Source organism: Aeromonas sp. D3, from assembly GCF_027705025.1.
Taxonomy (GTDB): Bacteria; Pseudomonadota; Gammaproteobacteria; order Enterobacterales; family Aeromonadaceae; genus Aeromonas; species Aeromonas salmonicida.
Genome location: NZ_JAPDBE010000001.1, coordinates 18,961 through 36,034 on the forward strand (window position 1 = coordinate 18,961; position 17,074 = coordinate 36,034).

Here is a 17,074-nt window from a genome sequence, read left to right on the forward strand (position 1 = left end):
GTGGTGGCGTGGGAACGCAGGTCGCAGATGCCGCGAGCTTAGCGCTCGGCGCCGCTGGCGGCAATCCCGACCGGGCGGCAGGGTGGCAGGCATGAAGGAGTAAGGTGATGGGGATCCCCAGTAACAAGGCCGAGCTGCTGCTCGCCATCGACACGAATTTTGGCAAGTTGCTCAAGGCCTTGCAGGCGGTACCCGAGAACCGGGTGCAGGAGCTGGTGATGGAGGGGCACAGCAAGGGCACTCGCATGAGCGTGGCCAACCTAGTGGCCTACCTCATCGGCTGGAATGAGCTGGTGATCAAGTGGATAGAGCGGGATACGGCGGGCTTGCCGGTAGATTTCCCCGAGACGGGCTTTAAGTGGAACGAGCTGGGCAGGCTGGCCCAAAAGTTCTATCGGGATTATGAGGGGCTGGCCTATCCGGCACTGCTGGCCCGACTGATGGCGGCCAGGGCCCGCATCGTCGAGCTGATCGTGATGCGCAGTGACGATGAGCTGTATGGTCGCCCCTGGTATGAGCAGTGGACCCTGGGGCGGATGATCCAGTTCAATACCGCCTCTTCCTACCACAATGCCAATGGGCGATTGCGCAAGTGGTTGAAGGGGAACTGTATTCGGGTATGAATGTTCCCGGTGTTGCCGATGGCGATGCTGGCTGAGGCGGCCCGTATTCTTTCGCTGACTTGCCCCGGTTGTTATACTCCCGCCCCTCAATTTTCCCGGGTGCCGGGTTTATCTTCCCCCCTGGCGTGAGGCGGCTTGCCATGCTGCCTTGTCTGGCAAACGGGTGTTTCCTCCTGAGTTCAGTCGCCAGTTCGGCGGGCTGTTCATCCGGATATCACCGGAGCCCTTGTTGCGAGACGAGGGCTCCGGTGTCACGAGTTCAATAACAAAAACAACGATTCACACAGAGACAGTCATCAGGATTGGTATGGAAAATCAAGCAGTTAAAGATTCACATGCAGCACAAAACTCCCTTCGCCGCTGGCTGGAGCCGGTACTGGTACTGGCCATTCTGGGCAGCCTGTTCGGTTACCTCGGCAGCCTGATGGGGCTCTCCGCCCTGGTCAACACCCTGTTCAATACGGCCCATCAGCTGCTGCTCAATACTGTGCTCTTCATCATGGGGATTACAGTGCTATCCGGGGCGCTGAGCCAGCTGCTCAGCGAGTTCGGAGTGATCCGCCTGCTGGAGGTGCTGCTGGCGCCACTGATGAAGCCCATCTTCCGTCTGCCGGGCCGCACCGCCCTGGCGGCTCTGATGACGTTCTTTTCCGACAACCCGGCGGTGATCAGCCTCGCCAAAGACAGTCGCTTTCGCAAGGGCTTCACCCCCTGGCAACTGGTGTCTCTGACCAACTTCGGGACGGCTTTTGGCATGGGGCTGATCGTGGTGACCTTCATGGCCACCCTGCAACTGCCAAGCGGTGAATCCACTGCCAGTGCGGCTTTGATAGGTCTGCTCGGCGCCCTCATCGGCTCAGTGGTCTCGACCCGGCTGATGCAGCGCATGATCAGGCCGCTGGTGGGGGAGACCCTGATTGATGACGAAGTGGTGAGCGTGGGCGCCAAGCCCGGGCTGAGTCAGGAAGCGGCTCCCACTTGGCTCCGGGTGCTCAATGCCCTGCTCGATGGTGGCAAGTCCGGGGTGGAGCTCGGCATGGCGGTGATCCCGGGTGTGCTCATCATCAGTACCTTCGTCATGTTGCTGACCTTTGGTCCTGGCGACAAGGGCTATACCGGTGAGGCCTTCCAGGGGGTGGCACTGCTGCCCGTGCTGGCGGCCAAGGTGGGCTGGTTGTTCGAGATGCTGTTCGGTTTTACCCATGCCGAGCTGGTGGCTTTCCCCGTAACTTCACTGGGAGCGGTCGGGGCCGCCATGTCGCTGGTGCCTCCTTTCATCGGCAAGGGTTGGATCACCGGCAACGAGGTGGCGGTATTCACCGCCATGGGCATGTGCTGGAGCGGTTTTCTGAGTACTCACACCGCCATGCTGGATGCGCTCGGTTATCGCCATCTCACCTCCCGCGCCATAGTGGCTCATACCATCGGCGGTCTCTGCGCCGGTGTGGCGGCCCATCAGCTCTACCTGCTGCTGGGCTGAGTTAGGTTCAGATAACAAAAGAGGCCCTTCGGGGCCTCTTTGCATTGCTCGTTGCGATCACGCGGACAGCATCGAGACGGCCAGCCCGGCGTTGTGCTCACTCGACATGGCCAATGACGGTTTGTTCTATCACGGCTCCGGGCATCATCTGTTGTATGCCTTCAATCAGCTTGTTCCCGGCTGCTTGCAAAGCTTCCAGGGGCATTTCGGGCAAGCTCTCCAGAATGAACCACATCATGCTCGATTCCACACTGAGCCTGGTCCTGACTCCCTGTCTCCAGTTCCAGCGTCGGCACGTCACCCCCTTGTCATCCCGCCATACCACTTCACCGGGTTCTGGAGATTCATGAGCCACTTCGCCGCCCTTCATTGTGTCGAATAGCTCGCTGCCATCGGCAACTACCAACCTTGGCGTCCCTTCATAGGTAGTCAGGTTTTCGCCCCCGACCGGTATGGCGTACTCAATGCTGATGGCGTTATAGAGGTCAACGACAGGATCGATACTCGGCAGGCTGCCATCACGAGCAACCCGTTTTCTCAGGGCTTCGGCGGAGCAGGGAGTGCGCTGTGGTTTGGCGCCAAACTTTCTAAAGAGGTCCGCCCAGGCAGAGAGGTGTGCATCGGCCCAGGGTGCATCTTCTCTGGCCATGGCAAGGGAGGCTTGTTCCAGAGCCCGCGTCCCCACTGTGGGGTCTGCAATGGCAGCCGCCTGGACAGTGATACTCAAGGCCCGGAATCCGGGAGCCATATCGGTCACTTCAGGGGTGATTAACGGCTTGAACAAGGGCATAGCGACTCCAGGAGATTCATTGATAGAGACGACATTTGATGTCTCGATAGCGCATGGCATCAGCCACATCAAACTCAATTTGAGAGTCATCTTGCTTGGGTGATGGCAATAAGAAAATTTACGAAATCTTAAGGCCAATAAGGATTTGGAATGACAAGCAGCCCGTCAGTGAACGATTGGCATGGGATCTTGATCCAGAAGGAAGCTCTGTCTTTTCGTTGATCTCTCGCGAAATGGGATGAGCCGCTCAGGAGCGCTATCTCTGATGCTGCTGAACAACATCAACAACAAGGGCGCCGAGGCGCCCGTTTGCTTGAGTGTCAGACTGACGACATTACAGATTGCCCGGTTTGGGAATGGGGATGCCGAGCAGCAAGTTATCCATCATGCCGACCATGCGGCCCAGCTCGGGTTTGGTGATGGTGTCATTGGCCCCCAGCTGCAATGCCTTCTGGCGGTTGTCATCACTCATCAGCGACGAGAACATTATGATGGGGGTGGTCTTGAAGGCGGGGGTGTCCCGCAGCCGTTTGAGCAGATGCATGCCATCCATTCGGGGCATCTCGACGTCTGTGATGATGCCGCTGACAAACTCGGACACTGGTATCTTCTCCTCCTGTGACAGGCGGTCAAACTCCGTCAGCATCTCCAGCCCTTCTCCCCCGTCCTTGGCCGTCACCACGTTGTAGCCAGCGGTGCGCAGCGTTGTCTCTATCATCTTGCGGATGAAGGCCGAGTCGTCGACCACCAGAATGCTCTTGGCCTGGCGCAGTGCCATCATGCGATCGTCGATGATGACCTTGCGATCCTGGGTCACATCGTATTTCTCCATGCTGAGCTCTGGGTTGATGTCGGCGATGATCTTCTCGAAATCGAGGATCATGATGAGGTTGCCATCGCGCCTGACCACGGCGACCACGCAGTCATTCTCGCCTGCTTCCAGAAACTGGCTGGGGGATTCCACATCCTCCCAGGAGACTCTATGGATCCTGCTGACACTGTCTATGAGAAAACCGTTCGCCATCTTGTTGAAGTCGGTGACGATAACCACTTTGTTGCTGTTGTCCGGGTTGGTGCGGATCCCGAGCCAGCCCGCCAGATCCACCAAGGGGATCAGCCGTTCACGCAGCGAGAAAACCCCGACCATGTGGCGCTGGGCATTGGGGTAGTCGGTAGTTTCCGGTACCCGAATCACCTCGCGCACCTTGGCGACGTTGATACCGTAATAGGCAATCTTCTCCCTGCCATCGGGCAGATGCTTCTTGAGATGAAACTCGATGATTTCGAGCTCGTTGGTCCCGCTCTCGGTCAGGATGGATTTACGCTCTTCCCCGTTTTTGGACATCATGGCGACTCTCGTGCTTCTGGTTGCGCTGGCAGCACCGGCTGCGGTTTTCCCTCAGTATAGGAATGGATCCGTCCACACCGGAGAGATCCACACAACATAACCCTCATAACTGCTTGATCCCGCAAGTAGGAAGGCACGTAACAGCTTAACAGGGAAACAAAGATGCGATGGAGAAGACCATCACACTCACCACAAACAGGAGCGGAACATGGCAGAGGCTGTGGTTGTGATAGGGGCAGGGGGCGGAATCGGGCAGGCACTGGTGGCGCACTGGCTGGCGGCAGGAGCCAACCCAGTCATTGCGGTCAGCCGGCAGCAAGCCCCCGCCGGGTTTGATGATCCCCGATTGCATTGGCTGCCCTGCGATTACAGCGACCAGCAGATGAGCCACTGCGTCAGCCATATTGCCGGAGTGGCACTTGGTTTGCGCTATCTGGTGATCTGCAATGGCGTTTTGCATCAGGGGGAGATCAAGCCGGAAAAACGGCTGGAAGCGCTCAATGTCGAGGCCATGACCCGCCTCTACCAGACCAATGCCTTGCTGCCGCTGCGCTGGATCAACCAGCTGCTCCCGCTGTTTGGCACTTCACCCTGCACCCTGGCGGTACTCAGTGCCAGGGTCGGCAGCATTGGCGACAACCGCGCTGGGGGTTGGTATGGCTATCGTGCTGCCAAGGCCGCTCTCAATATGTTGCTCAAGTGCGCGTCCATCGAACTCGCCCGGCGTGCCCCGGGCGTCAAGCTGCTGGCGTTTCATCCGGGCACTGTGGATACCCAGCTCTCGCGTCCGTTTCACGCCAATGTGCCGGCCGGCAGCTTGCAGACGCCAGAGCAGGTAGCTCACCATCTGGTGAGTTTGATGGATCGGCTGATGCCCGACGGCGAACTCAGCTATCTCGACTGGCAGGGCAAGACTATCGAGTGGTAGGGGCATCCAGCATGCGAGCCAGCAGGGTCCGCAGCGCCTTGATGATGGCCGGCTTGCCCGCCAGTTGCAGCCTGGCAGCCAGTCGACCCCAGTCCGCGTATTGCCAGATGGTGGCGATCAGCAGCTGGCGCTCGCTTGGCATCAGGGAGGCCAGTCGCGGCAGATTGCCTGTCAGCCAGCACTGTAGAGTGGATTGGCACAGCTCGAACGGCTTGTGGTGATGGGCGAAGCAATCAAGCTCATCCCGTTCAAACTCATCCAGCTCAGGCACGGCCAGCTCTTGTTCCTTCACACATTGCCACACCAGTTCGGGATCCAGCTCTTTCAACTCCCCGGCCAGCAGGGTAGATAGCTGTTTTACGAAGCGCTGGCGCCACAGGTCCAGCTCGGCTTGCCACTCGGGTTTCAACGCTTTGAGCAGCAGGGCGGCATGGCTGCCGCTGGCGGCATCCCGCTGCAAACCGATGCGCAGTGTCACCAGCCCGGCCTTGCGCCAGAAGGGCAACAAGTCGGCGCTGGCCGAGAAAGCGGAGCCGAGATAATCAAGCCCTTCCTCCCGGTAGTAGTCCTCCAGCTGGCCGAGCAGTCGTGAGCCGAGCCCGTGGCGATGCAGCGCCGGGTGGATGGCGATGCGCATCACCCGGGCGTAGCTGCGTCCCCCGGCTGTCTTGAAACCTGCGTGGGCAAGCAGGGACTGGGGCAGCAGATGGCCACGCGGGCGCCGTCGGCCCGCCCAGATAGCCTCGGCGAGTTCGGGGGCGATATTGCCCTCCCGCACTACCAGCGCGACCCCCAGCAGGCTCTGCGCCTGTTCCAGTAGGTGGATGTCGAGATCCGGACTCTCCAGCAGAGATCTCAGGTCGCTCGGCGTGGTCTGGTAGTGGGCCAGCACCAGCAGGCCGAATACTTGATTCAGCAGTGCCTCATCGGTGGCCAGCGTCCCTTGCCCGATCAGCCGCCAGCTCGGGTTGGTCGGCGGTTGAGGAGCATCTACCTCGGTATTGAGGCCAAGGAGGCGAAACACCAGCGGTTCCAGCGGGTCGCGAGTGCTCCAGCGCATGGGCTCGGCCAGGTGGATCTCCTGCCAATCCGGCGTCTGGCGGTCAAGCACTCGCTTGAAACGCAGGTGAAAGCCGCGTCCCGTCCCCTCGTAGCCGTGTTCCGTGGTGGCGAAGACGATACGACTGTGGCGGGCCAGCATGGCCTCCAGCAGCGGCGTAGGGATGGCGGCGGCTTCATCCACCAGCAACAGATCGGGCTGCAGCGCCTCATGTACCAGTCGATCCGGTGAACAGAACTCGAGGCCCACAAGCTGCTCTTGGGTGGTATCGAGCGCCCGGGCGGCGTGGGCGAACAGGGTGGCGACAGTGGCCTGAGAGGGTGCCGTCACCACTATCTTCAGGTCGGGTTGCTGGCGCAGCAGCCCGGCGGCGGCGAGGCCCAGCAGGCTGCTCTTGCCGCGTCCCCGATCGGCGCTCAGCACCAGGGGGCGGCGGCGATGGCCGTGCAGCACCCTGTGGATGGCGGGCAGAGCAAGAGCCTGATCGTCACTCAATGGCCGTTCGGCGCCTATCGGTTGCCAGGGCTGTGGGCTGGTGGGCGGGAGCAGGGAGAGCGCAGGATCGCCTGTCAGCAGCCGCACCAGCCGGGCGATAAAGCCGTGACCCGCCCGGCTTGCCTCCTCCGGCTGGGCCACCAATCTGATCCGGTCGGGATCCGGCCATGCTGGCCACAGCTCTCTGGGCGGTGTCAGCAGCAGCAGCATGCCGCCCGCCCGCAGTGTGCCCGCCAGGGCGCCGAAGGCGTCGGGATGAAAGCCGCTGAAAGCGTTGAAGACCAGCGTGTCGCACTCCTGACCCAGCCGTTGCAGCGCCTTGGCGGAGGGAACAGGCCCGTGGTGGGCGGGGCCTTCCCCCAGCCAGAAGATGGCACCGTCCAGCAGCGGCTCGGCACGGACGATGCAATCAACCTCATCCCCTTCCAGCCAGATCAGTCGCCGCTCGCCAGCATGGGCGAGGGTCTGGCGCAGGGCTTTCACCTCGGCAAGGCTCATGAGGCTGAACTGTCGCCCGCTTTGACGCGAGGTTCAAACATGCGATCCCCTGTCTGGTCGATAAAGGTATGGGCCTTTTGCACCATGAAACGTTCAGCATCGGCTGGGTTGGCAAACAGATCGGATCGGATAAATCGATGGGTTTGCAGCACACCATCCAACTCCTTGGTGATGCGGCCCGCCAACCGGTACTGACCCCCTTCCGCCATGGGCTCTGGATAGATGAGATAACCGGCGTATTCGGTGGGAGTGACGTCGACGGCTTGGGTTGGTTGGCCCCCGAACAGCGCTGTGAACAGTTTCTTGAGCATGATGTTTTCCTCTGTGACAGAGGCATTGTCCCCAAGGGGCTGATGGCTGGCAAGCGGGGGATCTTATTACTAATTGTTATTTGCACTACGAACCATTCTCATTTAGATTTCATGGCATTCCAGCATGAGGTAAACACTATGTACGTCTGTTTGTGCCGTGGCATCACAGATACCCAGATCCGCAAGGCGGTACAGGCAGGCAAGAGCGAGTTTCGTCAACTCAAACAGTCGCTGGAGGTAGGTGCCCAGTGTGGCAAGTGCGTGCGCATGACCATGGAGATCATCGCCGCCGAACTCGACAAGGCAGAGCTGGAAACGGCCCCGCTCTACTACGAAGTGGCCTGACCAAGACCCTGGCGTTTTCCAACCCGACCCGGCAGCAGGGTCACCCTTCCTTTCAGGCGAGCAGGCTCGCCAGACCTCTTGTTGTCACTTTTCTGGACTAAGCTCTAACGATCGAAGCCTCAGGCACGAACCAAGGAGCAGAGTCGATGAAAGGAGACCCCAAGATCATTGCCCACCTCAACAAGGTGCTGGCCAATGAGCTGATTGCTATCAACCAATACTTCCTGCATGCCCGCATCTACGATGACTGGGGCCTCAAGGCGCTCGGGCACAAGGAGTATCACGAGTCCATCGATGAGATGAAGCACGCCGACGAGCTGGTCAAACGGGTGTTGTTTCTGGAAGGGCTGCCCAACTTGCAGGATCTGGGCAAGCTGCGCATCGGTGAGACGGTGGAGGAGATGCTGCGCTGTGATTTGTCGCTGGAGATGGACGCCATCCCCGACCTGAAAGTGGCCATCGCCTATGCCGAGTCGGTGCAGGATTACATCAGCCGTGACCTGTTCCAGGACATTCTGGAAGATGAAGAGGAGCACGTAGACTGGCTTGAGACCCAGCTCGATCTCATTGATCGCATCGGGCTGGAGAACTATCAGCAGTCACAGCTGCATCACGGCTCATCCTGAATAGTTATGGCATGAAAAGCTGACTTAAAAACCCGCCAAGGCGGGTTTTTTCATATCCGTTGCATAGCTTTTCATCCGGTTTATCCATATGAAAAATAAGCTTATTTTTGTTAATCAGGTCGCAAAAATATGTTGAGCAGATGTGCACTATTGGAACCCCTATCGGGGGCACACAATAACAACAGGTTAAAGGACTACACCATGCACTTCTTGCCCAACAAACTGGCGCTGGCTTGCGCCATCGCACTCTCTCTCGCTGCCTGCAATGACAACAGCTCCAACGCGCCGGCGGATCCCGCCGCTACCAAGGCATCCCTGATGCAAATCATGGACGAGGCCCAGCGTGCGAGTCAGGCGCTGGACCCTTACGGATTTGCCATTGATGCGCCAGGGATCGCCCAGCGCAAGGCGCTCGACGGTTCGCTGCTCACCCGGCTGGATGCCATGGATCCGAGCGTGTTGAGCGAGCGGGACCGACTGTTTTACGACATGATCCGCTGGGATTTGCAGATCAACCTGGTGGGCTACGAGCTGCCTCAATCCCAGATCCCGATCCATCACTTCCGCAATCGGGTGGTGGATCTGGCCGATGAGGTCGGGGCTGCGCCCGCCAGCGGCAAGGCCGCCCGCACAATCAGCAGCGGCTTCGATTACTTCGAGCAGAGCTCGGCCGAGCGAGTCGCGCCGGGAGATGCAGCCTGGCGGCGTGATCTGGACCGTACACCTGCGGGGACGGTTGTAGCCACGCGGGCGAAGGCAGTGACGGCACCGCTGGCCTGGTATCAGGAACACCTCACCTGGCTCAAGGCCTACGACGCCTATCTGGCCGAAGTGAAGCATCAGTTCGAGCTGGGCAGCACCCAGGGCAACACTTTGCCGAATGAGCTGGTGGACAGGCTGCTGGCCCAGCTCGACAGCAAGCTGGACGGTGAAGCCATCTCCGGTGCCTACCTCGGCTGGCAACAGCTGCCAGGGGAGGCCGACGAGGCACTGCGCACCGATTACAAGGCGGTGCTGGACAGCATCAACGGCCGTTATCTGGCGCTGCGGGACTATCTGGATTATCAGCATGGCGGCGCTTATGCGGTGCGTCTTGGCAGCGGCGAGTGTGACGATGGCTTCTGCGGCATGACCAATGGCCGTGACTGGTATCGCTGGTTGCTGAAGAAGCACACCACCACCGAGATGACGCCGGAGCAGGTGCATGCGCTGGGGCTGAGCGAGGTGGAGCGGATCTTCGGCGCCATGGTCAAGGTGTGTCATACCGTCGGCAAGTGCGACAGCGAGGAGGTGGCCCAGAGCAAGCAAAGCGGCCAGATCTATGACTTCTTCCGCTATCTCAACGAGCCTGCCTTCTTCTACCAGAATCCGCTGGCTGTCTGGTCTGCCGGTTTGAATCCGAGCAATGCGGCAGGGGCGGCGCTGAGTGAGCCACAACAGCAGGCGCTGGCCGAACATGAGCGGGCACTGCAGGAGTACAACGCCTTCAAGAGCAAGGCAGCGCTGGTGTTGCCGGATTTCTTCGATGCCGAGCGCACCATCCCCAAACTGGATTACGAGGTGGTGCCCGTTTCCTATGAGGATGCGCCCTATGGCGGCGTTGCCTGGTATCAGGACGGCAACCCGCAGACCGGTCGCAAGGGGCAGTTCTTCCTCAATACCTACTATCCCTATGGTTTGCAGAGCTGGAACATCAGCACCCTGCTGGCCCATGAGGCGGCGCCTGGCCACCACTTCCAGATCACCATAGCCCAGGAGCTGGCGGCCAAGGATCCCAATTTCCCGCAGTATGTGGCGAACGCTTCCTATACCGCCTATGCGGAGGGCTGGGCGCTCTACACCGAATACCTGGCGGATCACGACATGGGGCTCTATCAGGGGCGCGGCCTCTACGATCCGGCCGTGGGAGATGTGAAGGTCGAGGGCTCGTCCGCGTTCAACAACCAGCTGCAGTATTTCGGACGCCTCAACGAGGAGATGCTCAGGGCCATGCGGCTGGTGGTGGATACCGGCATTCACTGGTATGGCTGGAGCCACGACAAGGCCGTCAATTACATGCAGGAGAATTCGGCATTGGGGGCGGGAGACATAGGATCAGAGGTGCCGCGCTACATGGCCTATACCGGTCAGGCCACGTCTTACAAGGCGGGTCAGCTGGCGCTGATCCGGATGCGGGAGTCCGCCGAGCAGGACCTTGGCAGCCAGTTTGACCTCAAGGCCTTCCACCACCATGTACTGGAGTACGGCATGTTGCCCATCTCTGTGCTGGAGCAGAAGAACCGGCAGTGGATTGAACAGTCGAAGTGATCACAGTTACGGCGCCCGACAAGGCAGCAGGCGCCGCTTTCGATTAGGATACGGCTCTATTTCCATCACAATGCTACGGATGATTTACATGGAACTGATTGCACGTGAGATGGCCCCCCACAAGCGGGTGGCGCTGGTGGCTCACGACAACATGAAGACCCCTTTGCTGAACTGGGTGATGCGCCGCAAGGAGGAGCTCAAGCTCCACCATCTCTATGCGACCGGCACCACGGGCACCATGCTCGGCAAGCAGGCGCAACTGCCCATTACCTGCCTCTTCTCCGGCCCCATGGGCGGTGACCAGCAGCTCGGTGCCTTGATTGCCGAAGGCAAGATAGACGTGCTGATCTTCTTCTGGGATCCCCTCAATGCGGTGCCCCACGATCCGGACGTGAAAGCGCTGCTGCGCCTCGCTGCGGTATGGAACATTCCAGTTGCCACCAACGAGGCGACTGCAGACTTCATCATGGATTGCCCCCATATGCGGCAGGCATTCAGCGTACAGATCCCGGATTATGCTGGCTATTTGAAAGCCAGAACTGAATAAGAGCAGATCCACCAATCTGTGCTGGTTACTTGAAAGCCAGGATCGAATAAAAACAAACAGATATAACAGATAGCAAAGAGCCGGACACAGTCCGGCTCTTTTATTTGAAAGATGGCAGCACGTTAACGCTGGAACCCCTTTTGGGCGAATTTGGGTCTGGCGCTCATGATCTGCTCCACCTGCTCGTCGCTCATCTTGCCGCGGGAGAGGCCCAGCACCTTGTAGGTGAGCAGCGGCCGTGCCGGCAGGGCAATCATCAGTGCCCGGATCTGGTTCTCGTCCTCTTTCTCCCGTACCGGCTTGCCATAGGCGTAGGTGAGTACGCCGGCATCCATCAGGTTTTTGACGGCAGGCTCGGTGATCGGCAAATTTATGACGCTTTTGCGTTGCAGCACGAACTCGCGCAGTACCGCTTTCTCGTTGAAGTCGAGGAAAGCAATCATCTGGGCCAGCAGATCCTGTTGGCGGCGGGACTGCCACTCTTCACAGGCCCATTCCCAGGCGATCAGAAATGCCTGACTGCAGAAGTAGGAGATGGCGATCAGCATGCCGACCCCGAGCCAGGCTGCGTGGAGCGTGGCCCACTGGCTGACTGCACCTTTCATCAGACCGGCCGGAAACAGCAATATGATGCTGCAGCAGAGTAACAACCAGACCATGAGCCAGTTGAGGCGGTTCAGTTGATAGAAATGTTGGATCCACCGTTTCATCGTTCATCCTTCCCAAACTATTGTGGACAGTAATCAACTCATAGCAATCGTTGTGCCAAGGCGTGGATGCCGGGGGAAAGAGTGGAGATCCGGACGGAGAAATCGAGGGAGCTGACCGAGTGACGCGTTACATTCCCTTACAACTTACTGAGATAATGATCATTAGTTTGCCTTGTGAGCTGGCCACCGGTTTGGTAAAAAGCCCGCACTGTCATTGGGGAGTAGCAACCCGCCCGTGATCCGGGCAGGGCTCATGTCAACATTCTTGGATCTTCCGATCCATGGCATGGGCGGCGATAGCATCTATCGCTCTGCAAGACCTTTGGCCTCGATACGCAAGCCAGCCGGGCGAGCCGTATCGGGTCCATCGGTTGTTCTGCTCGCCTGGCGGTTGCCTATTATGTTGATCACCCTGCTGTTATTTCTGCTCTCTGCCGTCACCATCTACCTGGCCTGCGAATATTTCGTCAATGGTATCGAATGGACCGGCCATCACTTCAAGTTCTCCCAGAGTGCCACCGGCTCCCTGCTGGCAGCCCTGGGTACGGCCTTGCCCGAATGCATCGTCACCCTGACCGCCTTGCTGATGGGGGATGCTCCCGCCCAGCAACAGATTGGGATTGGCGCCGCCCTCGGTGGCCCTCTTGTACTCGCCACCATAGGCTATGCCGCCGTCGGCGTGACCCTGCTGCTGTGCATGAGCCGTGCCCATCGAGTCATCGACGGCGAAGTGCAGCGCGAGATAGGTCGGGATCAAGCCTGGTTTGTCGGTATCTTCCTGGTGGCTGTTGCCCTCGGCATGGTGGCTTTCACCGGCAAGGCCTGGCTGGCGCCGCTGTTCGTGCTGGTTTATCTGGTCTATGTGCGGCGCGAGCTGAAGCAGACCGACAGCCACGAGGTCGAGTTGCCCGAGCCCCTCAAGCTGGATCCCGAGGCCGAGATCCCGGCGCTCGGCAAGGTGCTGCTGCAGACCCTGGTGGCACTGGTGGTGGTGGCGCTGGCTGCCCAGCTGTTTGTGCACCAGCTGGAAAGCATGGGCGAGCTGTTTGGTCTCTCCCCCGTATTGGCGGCCTTGCTGCTGAGCCCGGTGGCGACCGAGATGCCGGAGCTGATGAACGTGCTGATCTGGGTGCGGCAGGGCAAGAGCCGGCTGGCGCTGGCCAATATCTCAGGCGCCATGATGATCCAGGGCACGATCCCCAAGGCATTCTGCCTGCTGTTTACCCCCTGGTTGCTGGACAGCACCATGATGGTTTCCTCGCTGGTGACCCTGCTGGCGGTGGTACTGCTGTGGTGGGGCTTCAGCCGTGCGCAGATGACGGCGGGCAGGCTGGCCTGGGTTGGGCTGGTCTATCTCGGTTTTTGTGGCTGGCTGGTGGTGAGCTGACGGTGCGCTCTATGTGAAGATGACGCCATGAGAAAGGGCAGGATTCCATCCTGCCCTTTTTATTGTCATCAAAATATCTCAGCTGACGCTGAGCACCGGGATCAGAACTGCTGGAACCAGCGCTGGATCTGGGCCGGATCCTTGCTCTGGGTCAGGGAGAGCATCAGCAGGATGCGCGCCTTCTGCGGGTTCAGGGTGCCGGCGGCCACGAAGCCGTACTTGGCATCGTCGATCTCGGCATCCAGGGTGGTGGCGCCGGTCGGTACGCGGGCGGAACGCACCACGCGGATGCCGTCCTTGCTCGCCTTGGCCAGGGTATCGAACAGTGTGTGGTAGAGGTTGCCGTTGCCCACGCCAGCGCTGACGATACCGTCAAACTTGGCATCCACCATGGCCTTGGCCGGCAGATCGGTGGCGTTGGCATAGCTGTAAACGATGCCCACTTGCGGCAGCTTGTCGAGCTTGCTCACGTCGAATGGAGTCTTGCTGGTGTGCAGACGTGCCGGTGTGCGCTGATAGTCGATTTTGCCGTTGTGGATGTAACCCAGCGGGCCGAAGTTGGGGGCAGCGAAGGTCTGCACCCCTGTGGTGTTGGTCTTGGTGACGTCGCGGGCATCCAGCACGGTGTCGTTCATGGCGACCATGACGCCACGGCCCTTGGAGCTGGGGTCGGAGGCGGTGACGACAGCGTTGTAGAGGTTGAGCGGGCCATCGGCACTCATGGCGGTGGAGGGGCGCATGGCACCGACCAGCACCACAGGCTTGTCGCTCTTGACGGTGAGGTTGAGGAAGTAGGCAGTCTCTTCCATGGTGTCGGTACCGTGGGTGATGACGATGCCATCCACGTCATCCTTGGCCAGCAGCTCGTTGACTCGTTTGGCCAGGGTCAGCCACACCTCGTCGTTCATGTCCTGGGAGCCGATCTTGACTACCTGCTCTCCCTGCACGTCGGCCACGTTTTTCATCTCGGGAACTGCAGCAATCAGGGTCTCGATAGCTACCTTGCCTGCCTCGTAGTTGGATTGGGTGGCGGACTGTCCCGCTCCGGCTATGGTGCCACCGGTAGCCAGGATATGAACCTGTGGCAGGGCCATGGCCATCGGGGAGAGGGTCAGGCCAACGACGGCGGCGAGCAGTGTCTTGCGGATAGGGAGAGTCATGCTGCAAATCCTTCTGAGTGATAAAAATTGCAGCAAGTTTGCGCTTTCTGTTGAGGGGGTCTGTGATGACTCTCACCAAAAAACAGCTGGATACAGAATTTTAACCTGATTTATACCTCTATAGAGATAATTTAACTCGCCAGGAAGCCTTTGGCTTCAATCAGGGCTATCAGCTCCGCCTTGCTCAGATCGCTTTCAATGACGGCTTTGCTGCTGGCGAAATCCACCCGGGCCTGGCTAACAGCGCTCTGGGCCAGCAGGGCGTTTTGCAGGCTGGCGGCGCAGCCACCACAGGACATGCCGGAAATGGTGAGTTCGATGGTCATGGGATCACTCCTCTGTTGATGTGCAGCCAGCCTAAAGCTGCCGCCCGCAGCAAGGTCAAGCCCTGCCATACCCAATGCAGACTAGCCCATCAACCCCAGATAGTTCATCAGAGCGGCGCCCAGGCTGGTGGTGATGAGCGAGCCCAGCGTGGTGGTGGCTATGATGTTGGCGGCCAGTGCGCTGTCGCCCCCCATGGCGCGGGTCATCACATAGCTGGCGGCGGCAGTGGGGGTGGAACTTATCAAAAACAGTATGCCGAGGGCCTGCTGGCTGAAGCCCAACGCCCAGGCCCCCAGCACCAGCAACAAGGGAATGCAGAACAACCGGTTGACGGTGGCCCAGCCGGTCAGCATGGCGCCGCCGCGCAGGGCTTTGAGATTGAGACTGGCGCCGGTGCAGAGCAGGGCCAGTGGCAGTGTCATGTTGGCGAAGTAGTTGCCCGTCGTGATGACCAGCTGGGGCAACTCAATGCCGAGCAGGCCAAATGGCAGGGCCGAGAGGATGGCGATGATGAGAGGGTTTTTGGCGATCCCGTTAAGAATGGGTTTGATCCCTTTGCCGCCTCCCAGACTGCGGGTGAGGGTGATGACGGCCAGGATGTTGTAGAGCACGGTTACCGAGCCCACCAACAGGGCGGCGGCGCCGATCCCCTCCGGCCCGTAGGCGTTTTGCACATAGGCCAGCCCCATGATCCCCATGTTGCCGCGAAAGCTGCCCTGCACGAAGATGCCGCGCTGACGCCGCTCCGGGATGAAGCGGGCCGCCAGTGCCTCAAGGATCAGAAAGCCGGTGAGGGTGCCGAGCAAGCCGTAGAGAATGAGCCATGGACTCGGCATGGTGGAAAAATCGGTGCGTACCATGCTGAGAAACAGCAGGGCGGGCAGGGTGACCTGAAACACCAGGCGGGAGGCGGATTCGACGAAGCTGTCTGGCAGCAGACCCAGCTGCTTTAGCCAGATGCCGAGCAGCAGCACCACGCAGATGGGGCCTGTGATGGAGAGGGAGAAGTGCAGACTTGCCAACAGATCCATGATGCGCGTCCTGTGCGATGGCGAGCGGCGCGGCGATCGCCGGGGCAAAAAAGGCATTCTAACGCCATGGGCTTGTATTCACAGGGCTTAATCACAACAATGTGGGCAATTCCACCGCCGATCCATCTGTGAGCCAATTCATGGACAAGAAACTGACCATCCTCGATATCGCCCGCCTCTCGGGTGTCGGCAAGTCGACCGTCTCCCGGGTGCTCAACCAGGACCCCAAGGTGAAGCAGGCGACCCGCGAGCGGGTGGAGCAGGTCATCGCCGAATACGGCTTCGTGCCGAGCAAGTCGGCCCGGGCCATGCGCAGCCAGAGCCAGCAGGTGGTGGGGATCATCGTCTCGCGCCTCGATTCCAGCTCGGAGAATCAGGCGGTGCGCGGCATGCTGGAGACCCTCTATCAGCACGGCTATGACGCAGTGCTGATGGAGAGCAAGTTTTCCCCCGCCAAGGTGCAGGAGCATCTGGCTGTGCTGGAGCGGCGCGGGGTGGATGGCATTATCCTGTTTGCTTTCAACGATCTGGACTATGCGGCTATGGCCGCGCTCAAGGACAAACTGGTGCTGGTGGCGCGCGAATATCCTGGTTTCTCCTCGGTCTGTTTCGACGATGGGGGAGCGGTGCGCACCATGCTGACAGAGCTGGCCATCAGGGGGCTAAGCGACATCGCTTATCTCGGGGTCGATACCTCTGATCTCACCACGGGCCAGCGCCGGCTCGATGCCTATCTCGGCTACTGCGCCGAACAGGGACTGACGGCGCGCAGTGCCCTCGGCGATCTCAGCCTGCAAAGTGGCTACCGGCTGGCTGCCGACTTGCTTACCCCCGCCACCCAGGCGCTGGTCTGCGCCAGCGACACCCTCGCCATAGGTGCAGCAAAATACTTGCAAGAACAAGGGCGTAGCGAAGTGCTGGTGACCGGCCTTGGCAACAACCCCATGCTCAGTTTTCTCTTTCCCAATGCCCTTAGCCTGGATCTTGGCTACAAAAGGGCAGGGGAGCAGGCGGCCCGTCAGCTGCTCGGCCAGATTGAGCAGGGCCGCTGCCCGCTGGCGACCATAGCACCCTGCCACACACTGTGAGCCCCATCACTTA

17 protein-coding genes and 1 riboswitch are annotated in these 17,074 nt (G+C 59.8%); of the genes, 9 read left to right on the plus strand and 8 right to left on the minus strand.

Features of this window, described 5'->3' with window-relative positions; genetic code table 11:
- The first annotated feature begins 107 nt into the window (after positions 1–107).
- Both OKC28_RS00100 and OKC28_RS00105 read left to right on the plus strand, forming a co-directional pair.
- The gene (locus tag OKC28_RS00100; protein WP_256685941.1) at positions 108–623 is read left to right on the plus strand and encodes a ClbS/DfsB family four-helix bundle protein; all 516 of its coding nucleotides are present in this window, start codon (positions 108–110) and stop codon (positions 621–623) included.
- Between the two features lie 307 nt (positions 624–930).
- A complete protein-coding gene (locus tag OKC28_RS00105) occupies positions 931–2,103 on the plus strand; it encodes a CD0519/CD1768 family membrane protein (RefSeq protein WP_059169258.1) in 1,173 nt (390 codons plus the stop codon).
- Positions 2,104–2,200: 97 nt separating this feature from the next.
- On the opposite strand, the gene OKC28_RS00110 is transcribed toward OKC28_RS00105, so the two are convergent.
- Both OKC28_RS00110 and OKC28_RS00115 read right to left on the minus strand, forming a co-directional pair.
- Entirely contained in the window at positions 2,201–2,893 is a 693-nt protein-coding gene (locus OKC28_RS00110) for a B3/B4 domain-containing protein (RefSeq protein ID WP_219597945.1), read from the minus strand.
- Positions 2,894–3,227: 334 nt separating this feature from the next.
- Positions 3,228–4,241 (minus strand): chemotaxis protein, encoded by a 1,014-nt coding sequence (locus tag OKC28_RS00115; RefSeq protein WP_005314079.1) that lies wholly within the window; start codon positions 4,239–4,241, stop codon positions 3,228–3,230.
- A gap of 208 nt (positions 4,242–4,449) precedes the next feature.
- Between OKC28_RS00115 and OKC28_RS00120 the strand changes: the two genes are divergently transcribed.
- The gene (locus tag OKC28_RS00120) at positions 4,450–5,169 is read left to right on the plus strand and encodes an SDR family NAD(P)-dependent oxidoreductase (RefSeq protein ID WP_256685936.1); all 720 of its coding nucleotides are present in this window, start codon (positions 4,450–4,452) and stop codon (positions 5,167–5,169) included.
- Here the strand turns inward: OKC28_RS00120 and OKC28_RS00125 are convergent.
- Together OKC28_RS00125 and OKC28_RS00130 are read right to left on the minus strand one after the other, a co-directional pair.
- Positions 5,156–7,222 carry a tRNA(Met) cytidine acetyltransferase TmcA gene (locus tag OKC28_RS00125; protein WP_270686524.1) on the minus strand — a complete coding sequence of 689 codons (2,067 nt, stop codon included), beginning with the start codon at positions 7,220–7,222 and terminating at the stop codon, positions 5,156–5,158. The two genes, OKC28_RS00120 and OKC28_RS00125, sit on opposite strands and share 14 nt — an antisense overlap.
- Complete coding sequence (locus OKC28_RS00130; RefSeq protein WP_256685932.1) at positions 7,219–7,533, minus strand: HlyU family transcriptional regulator; 315 nt, start codon at positions 7,531–7,533, stop codon at positions 7,219–7,221. Before OKC28_RS00130 ends, OKC28_RS00125 begins: the two co-directional genes overlap by 4 nt.
- Positions 7,534–7,671: 138 nt before the next feature.
- Between OKC28_RS00130 and OKC28_RS00135 the strand changes: the two genes are divergently transcribed.
- From OKC28_RS00135 to OKC28_RS00150, 4 genes are all read left to right on the plus strand, one after another.
- Positions 7,672–7,878 carry a bacterioferritin-associated ferredoxin gene (locus OKC28_RS00135; RefSeq protein WP_005314070.1) on the plus strand — a complete coding sequence of 69 codons (207 nt, stop codon included), beginning with the start codon at positions 7,672–7,674 and terminating at the stop codon, positions 7,876–7,878.
- Between the two features lie 146 nt (positions 7,879–8,024).
- The gene (gene bfr / locus OKC28_RS00140; protein ID WP_005314068.1) at positions 8,025–8,504 is read left to right on the plus strand and encodes a bacterioferritin; all 480 of its coding nucleotides are present in this window, start codon (positions 8,025–8,027) and stop codon (positions 8,502–8,504) included.
- A 201-nt stretch (positions 8,505–8,705) separates the two neighbouring features.
- Positions 8,706–10,811, plus strand: a complete 2,106-nt coding sequence (locus OKC28_RS00145; RefSeq protein ID WP_256685931.1) for a DUF885 domain-containing protein — start codon at positions 8,706–8,708, stop codon at positions 10,809–10,811.
- Between the two features lie 88 nt (positions 10,812–10,899).
- Positions 10,900–11,358, plus strand: a complete 459-nt coding sequence (locus OKC28_RS00150; protein ID WP_021139003.1) for a methylglyoxal synthase — start codon at positions 10,900–10,902, stop codon at positions 11,356–11,358.
- A gap of 122 nt (positions 11,359–11,480) precedes the next feature.
- Here OKC28_RS00150 and OKC28_RS00155 read toward each other — a convergent pair whose 3' ends face one another.
- Positions 11,481–12,068, minus strand: coding sequence for a superinfection exclusion B family protein (locus tag OKC28_RS00155; RefSeq protein ID WP_017412541.1), 588 nt, complete (start codon positions 12,066–12,068; stop codon positions 11,481–11,483).
- A 204-nt stretch (positions 12,069–12,272) separates the two neighbouring features.
- Positions 12,273–12,380: riboswitch (yybP-ykoY riboswitch) on the plus strand.
- A gap of 88 nt (positions 12,381–12,468) precedes the next feature.
- On the opposite strand from OKC28_RS00155, the gene OKC28_RS00160 reads away from it, so the two are divergent.
- Positions 12,469–13,455: a sodium:calcium antiporter gene (locus tag OKC28_RS00160; RefSeq protein WP_021139002.1), complete on the plus strand. Its 987-nt coding sequence runs from the start codon at positions 12,469–12,471 to the stop codon at positions 13,453–13,455.
- A gap of 101 nt (positions 13,456–13,556) precedes the next feature.
- Here the strand turns inward: OKC28_RS00160 and ansB are convergent, their stop codons facing one another.
- The 3 genes from ansB to OKC28_RS00175 all read right to left on the minus strand — a co-directional run bounded on the left by ansB (position 13,557) and on the right by OKC28_RS00175 (position 15,973).
- On the minus strand, positions 13,557–14,615 hold the full coding sequence (gene ansB / locus OKC28_RS00165) for an L-asparaginase 2 (RefSeq protein ID WP_270686534.1): 1,059 nt from the start codon (positions 14,613–14,615) through the stop codon (positions 13,557–13,559).
- 131 nt (positions 14,616–14,746) lie between these two features.
- Positions 14,747–14,941, minus strand: a complete 195-nt coding sequence (locus tag OKC28_RS00170) for a heavy-metal-associated domain-containing protein (RefSeq protein WP_087756615.1) — start codon at positions 14,939–14,941, stop codon at positions 14,747–14,749.
- An 81-nt stretch (positions 14,942–15,022) separates the two neighbouring features.
- Positions 15,023–15,973, minus strand: a complete 951-nt coding sequence (locus OKC28_RS00175) for an AEC family transporter (RefSeq protein WP_042467707.1) — start codon at positions 15,971–15,973, stop codon at positions 15,023–15,025.
- Between the two features lie 140 nt (positions 15,974–16,113).
- Here OKC28_RS00175 and treR point away from each other — a divergent pair, with 140 nt between their 5' ends.
- Entirely contained in the window at positions 16,114–17,061 is a 948-nt protein-coding gene (treR, locus tag OKC28_RS00180) for a trehalose operon repressor TreR (protein WP_256685921.1), read from the plus strand.
- The last annotated feature ends 13 nt before the right edge of the window (positions 17,062–17,074 follow it).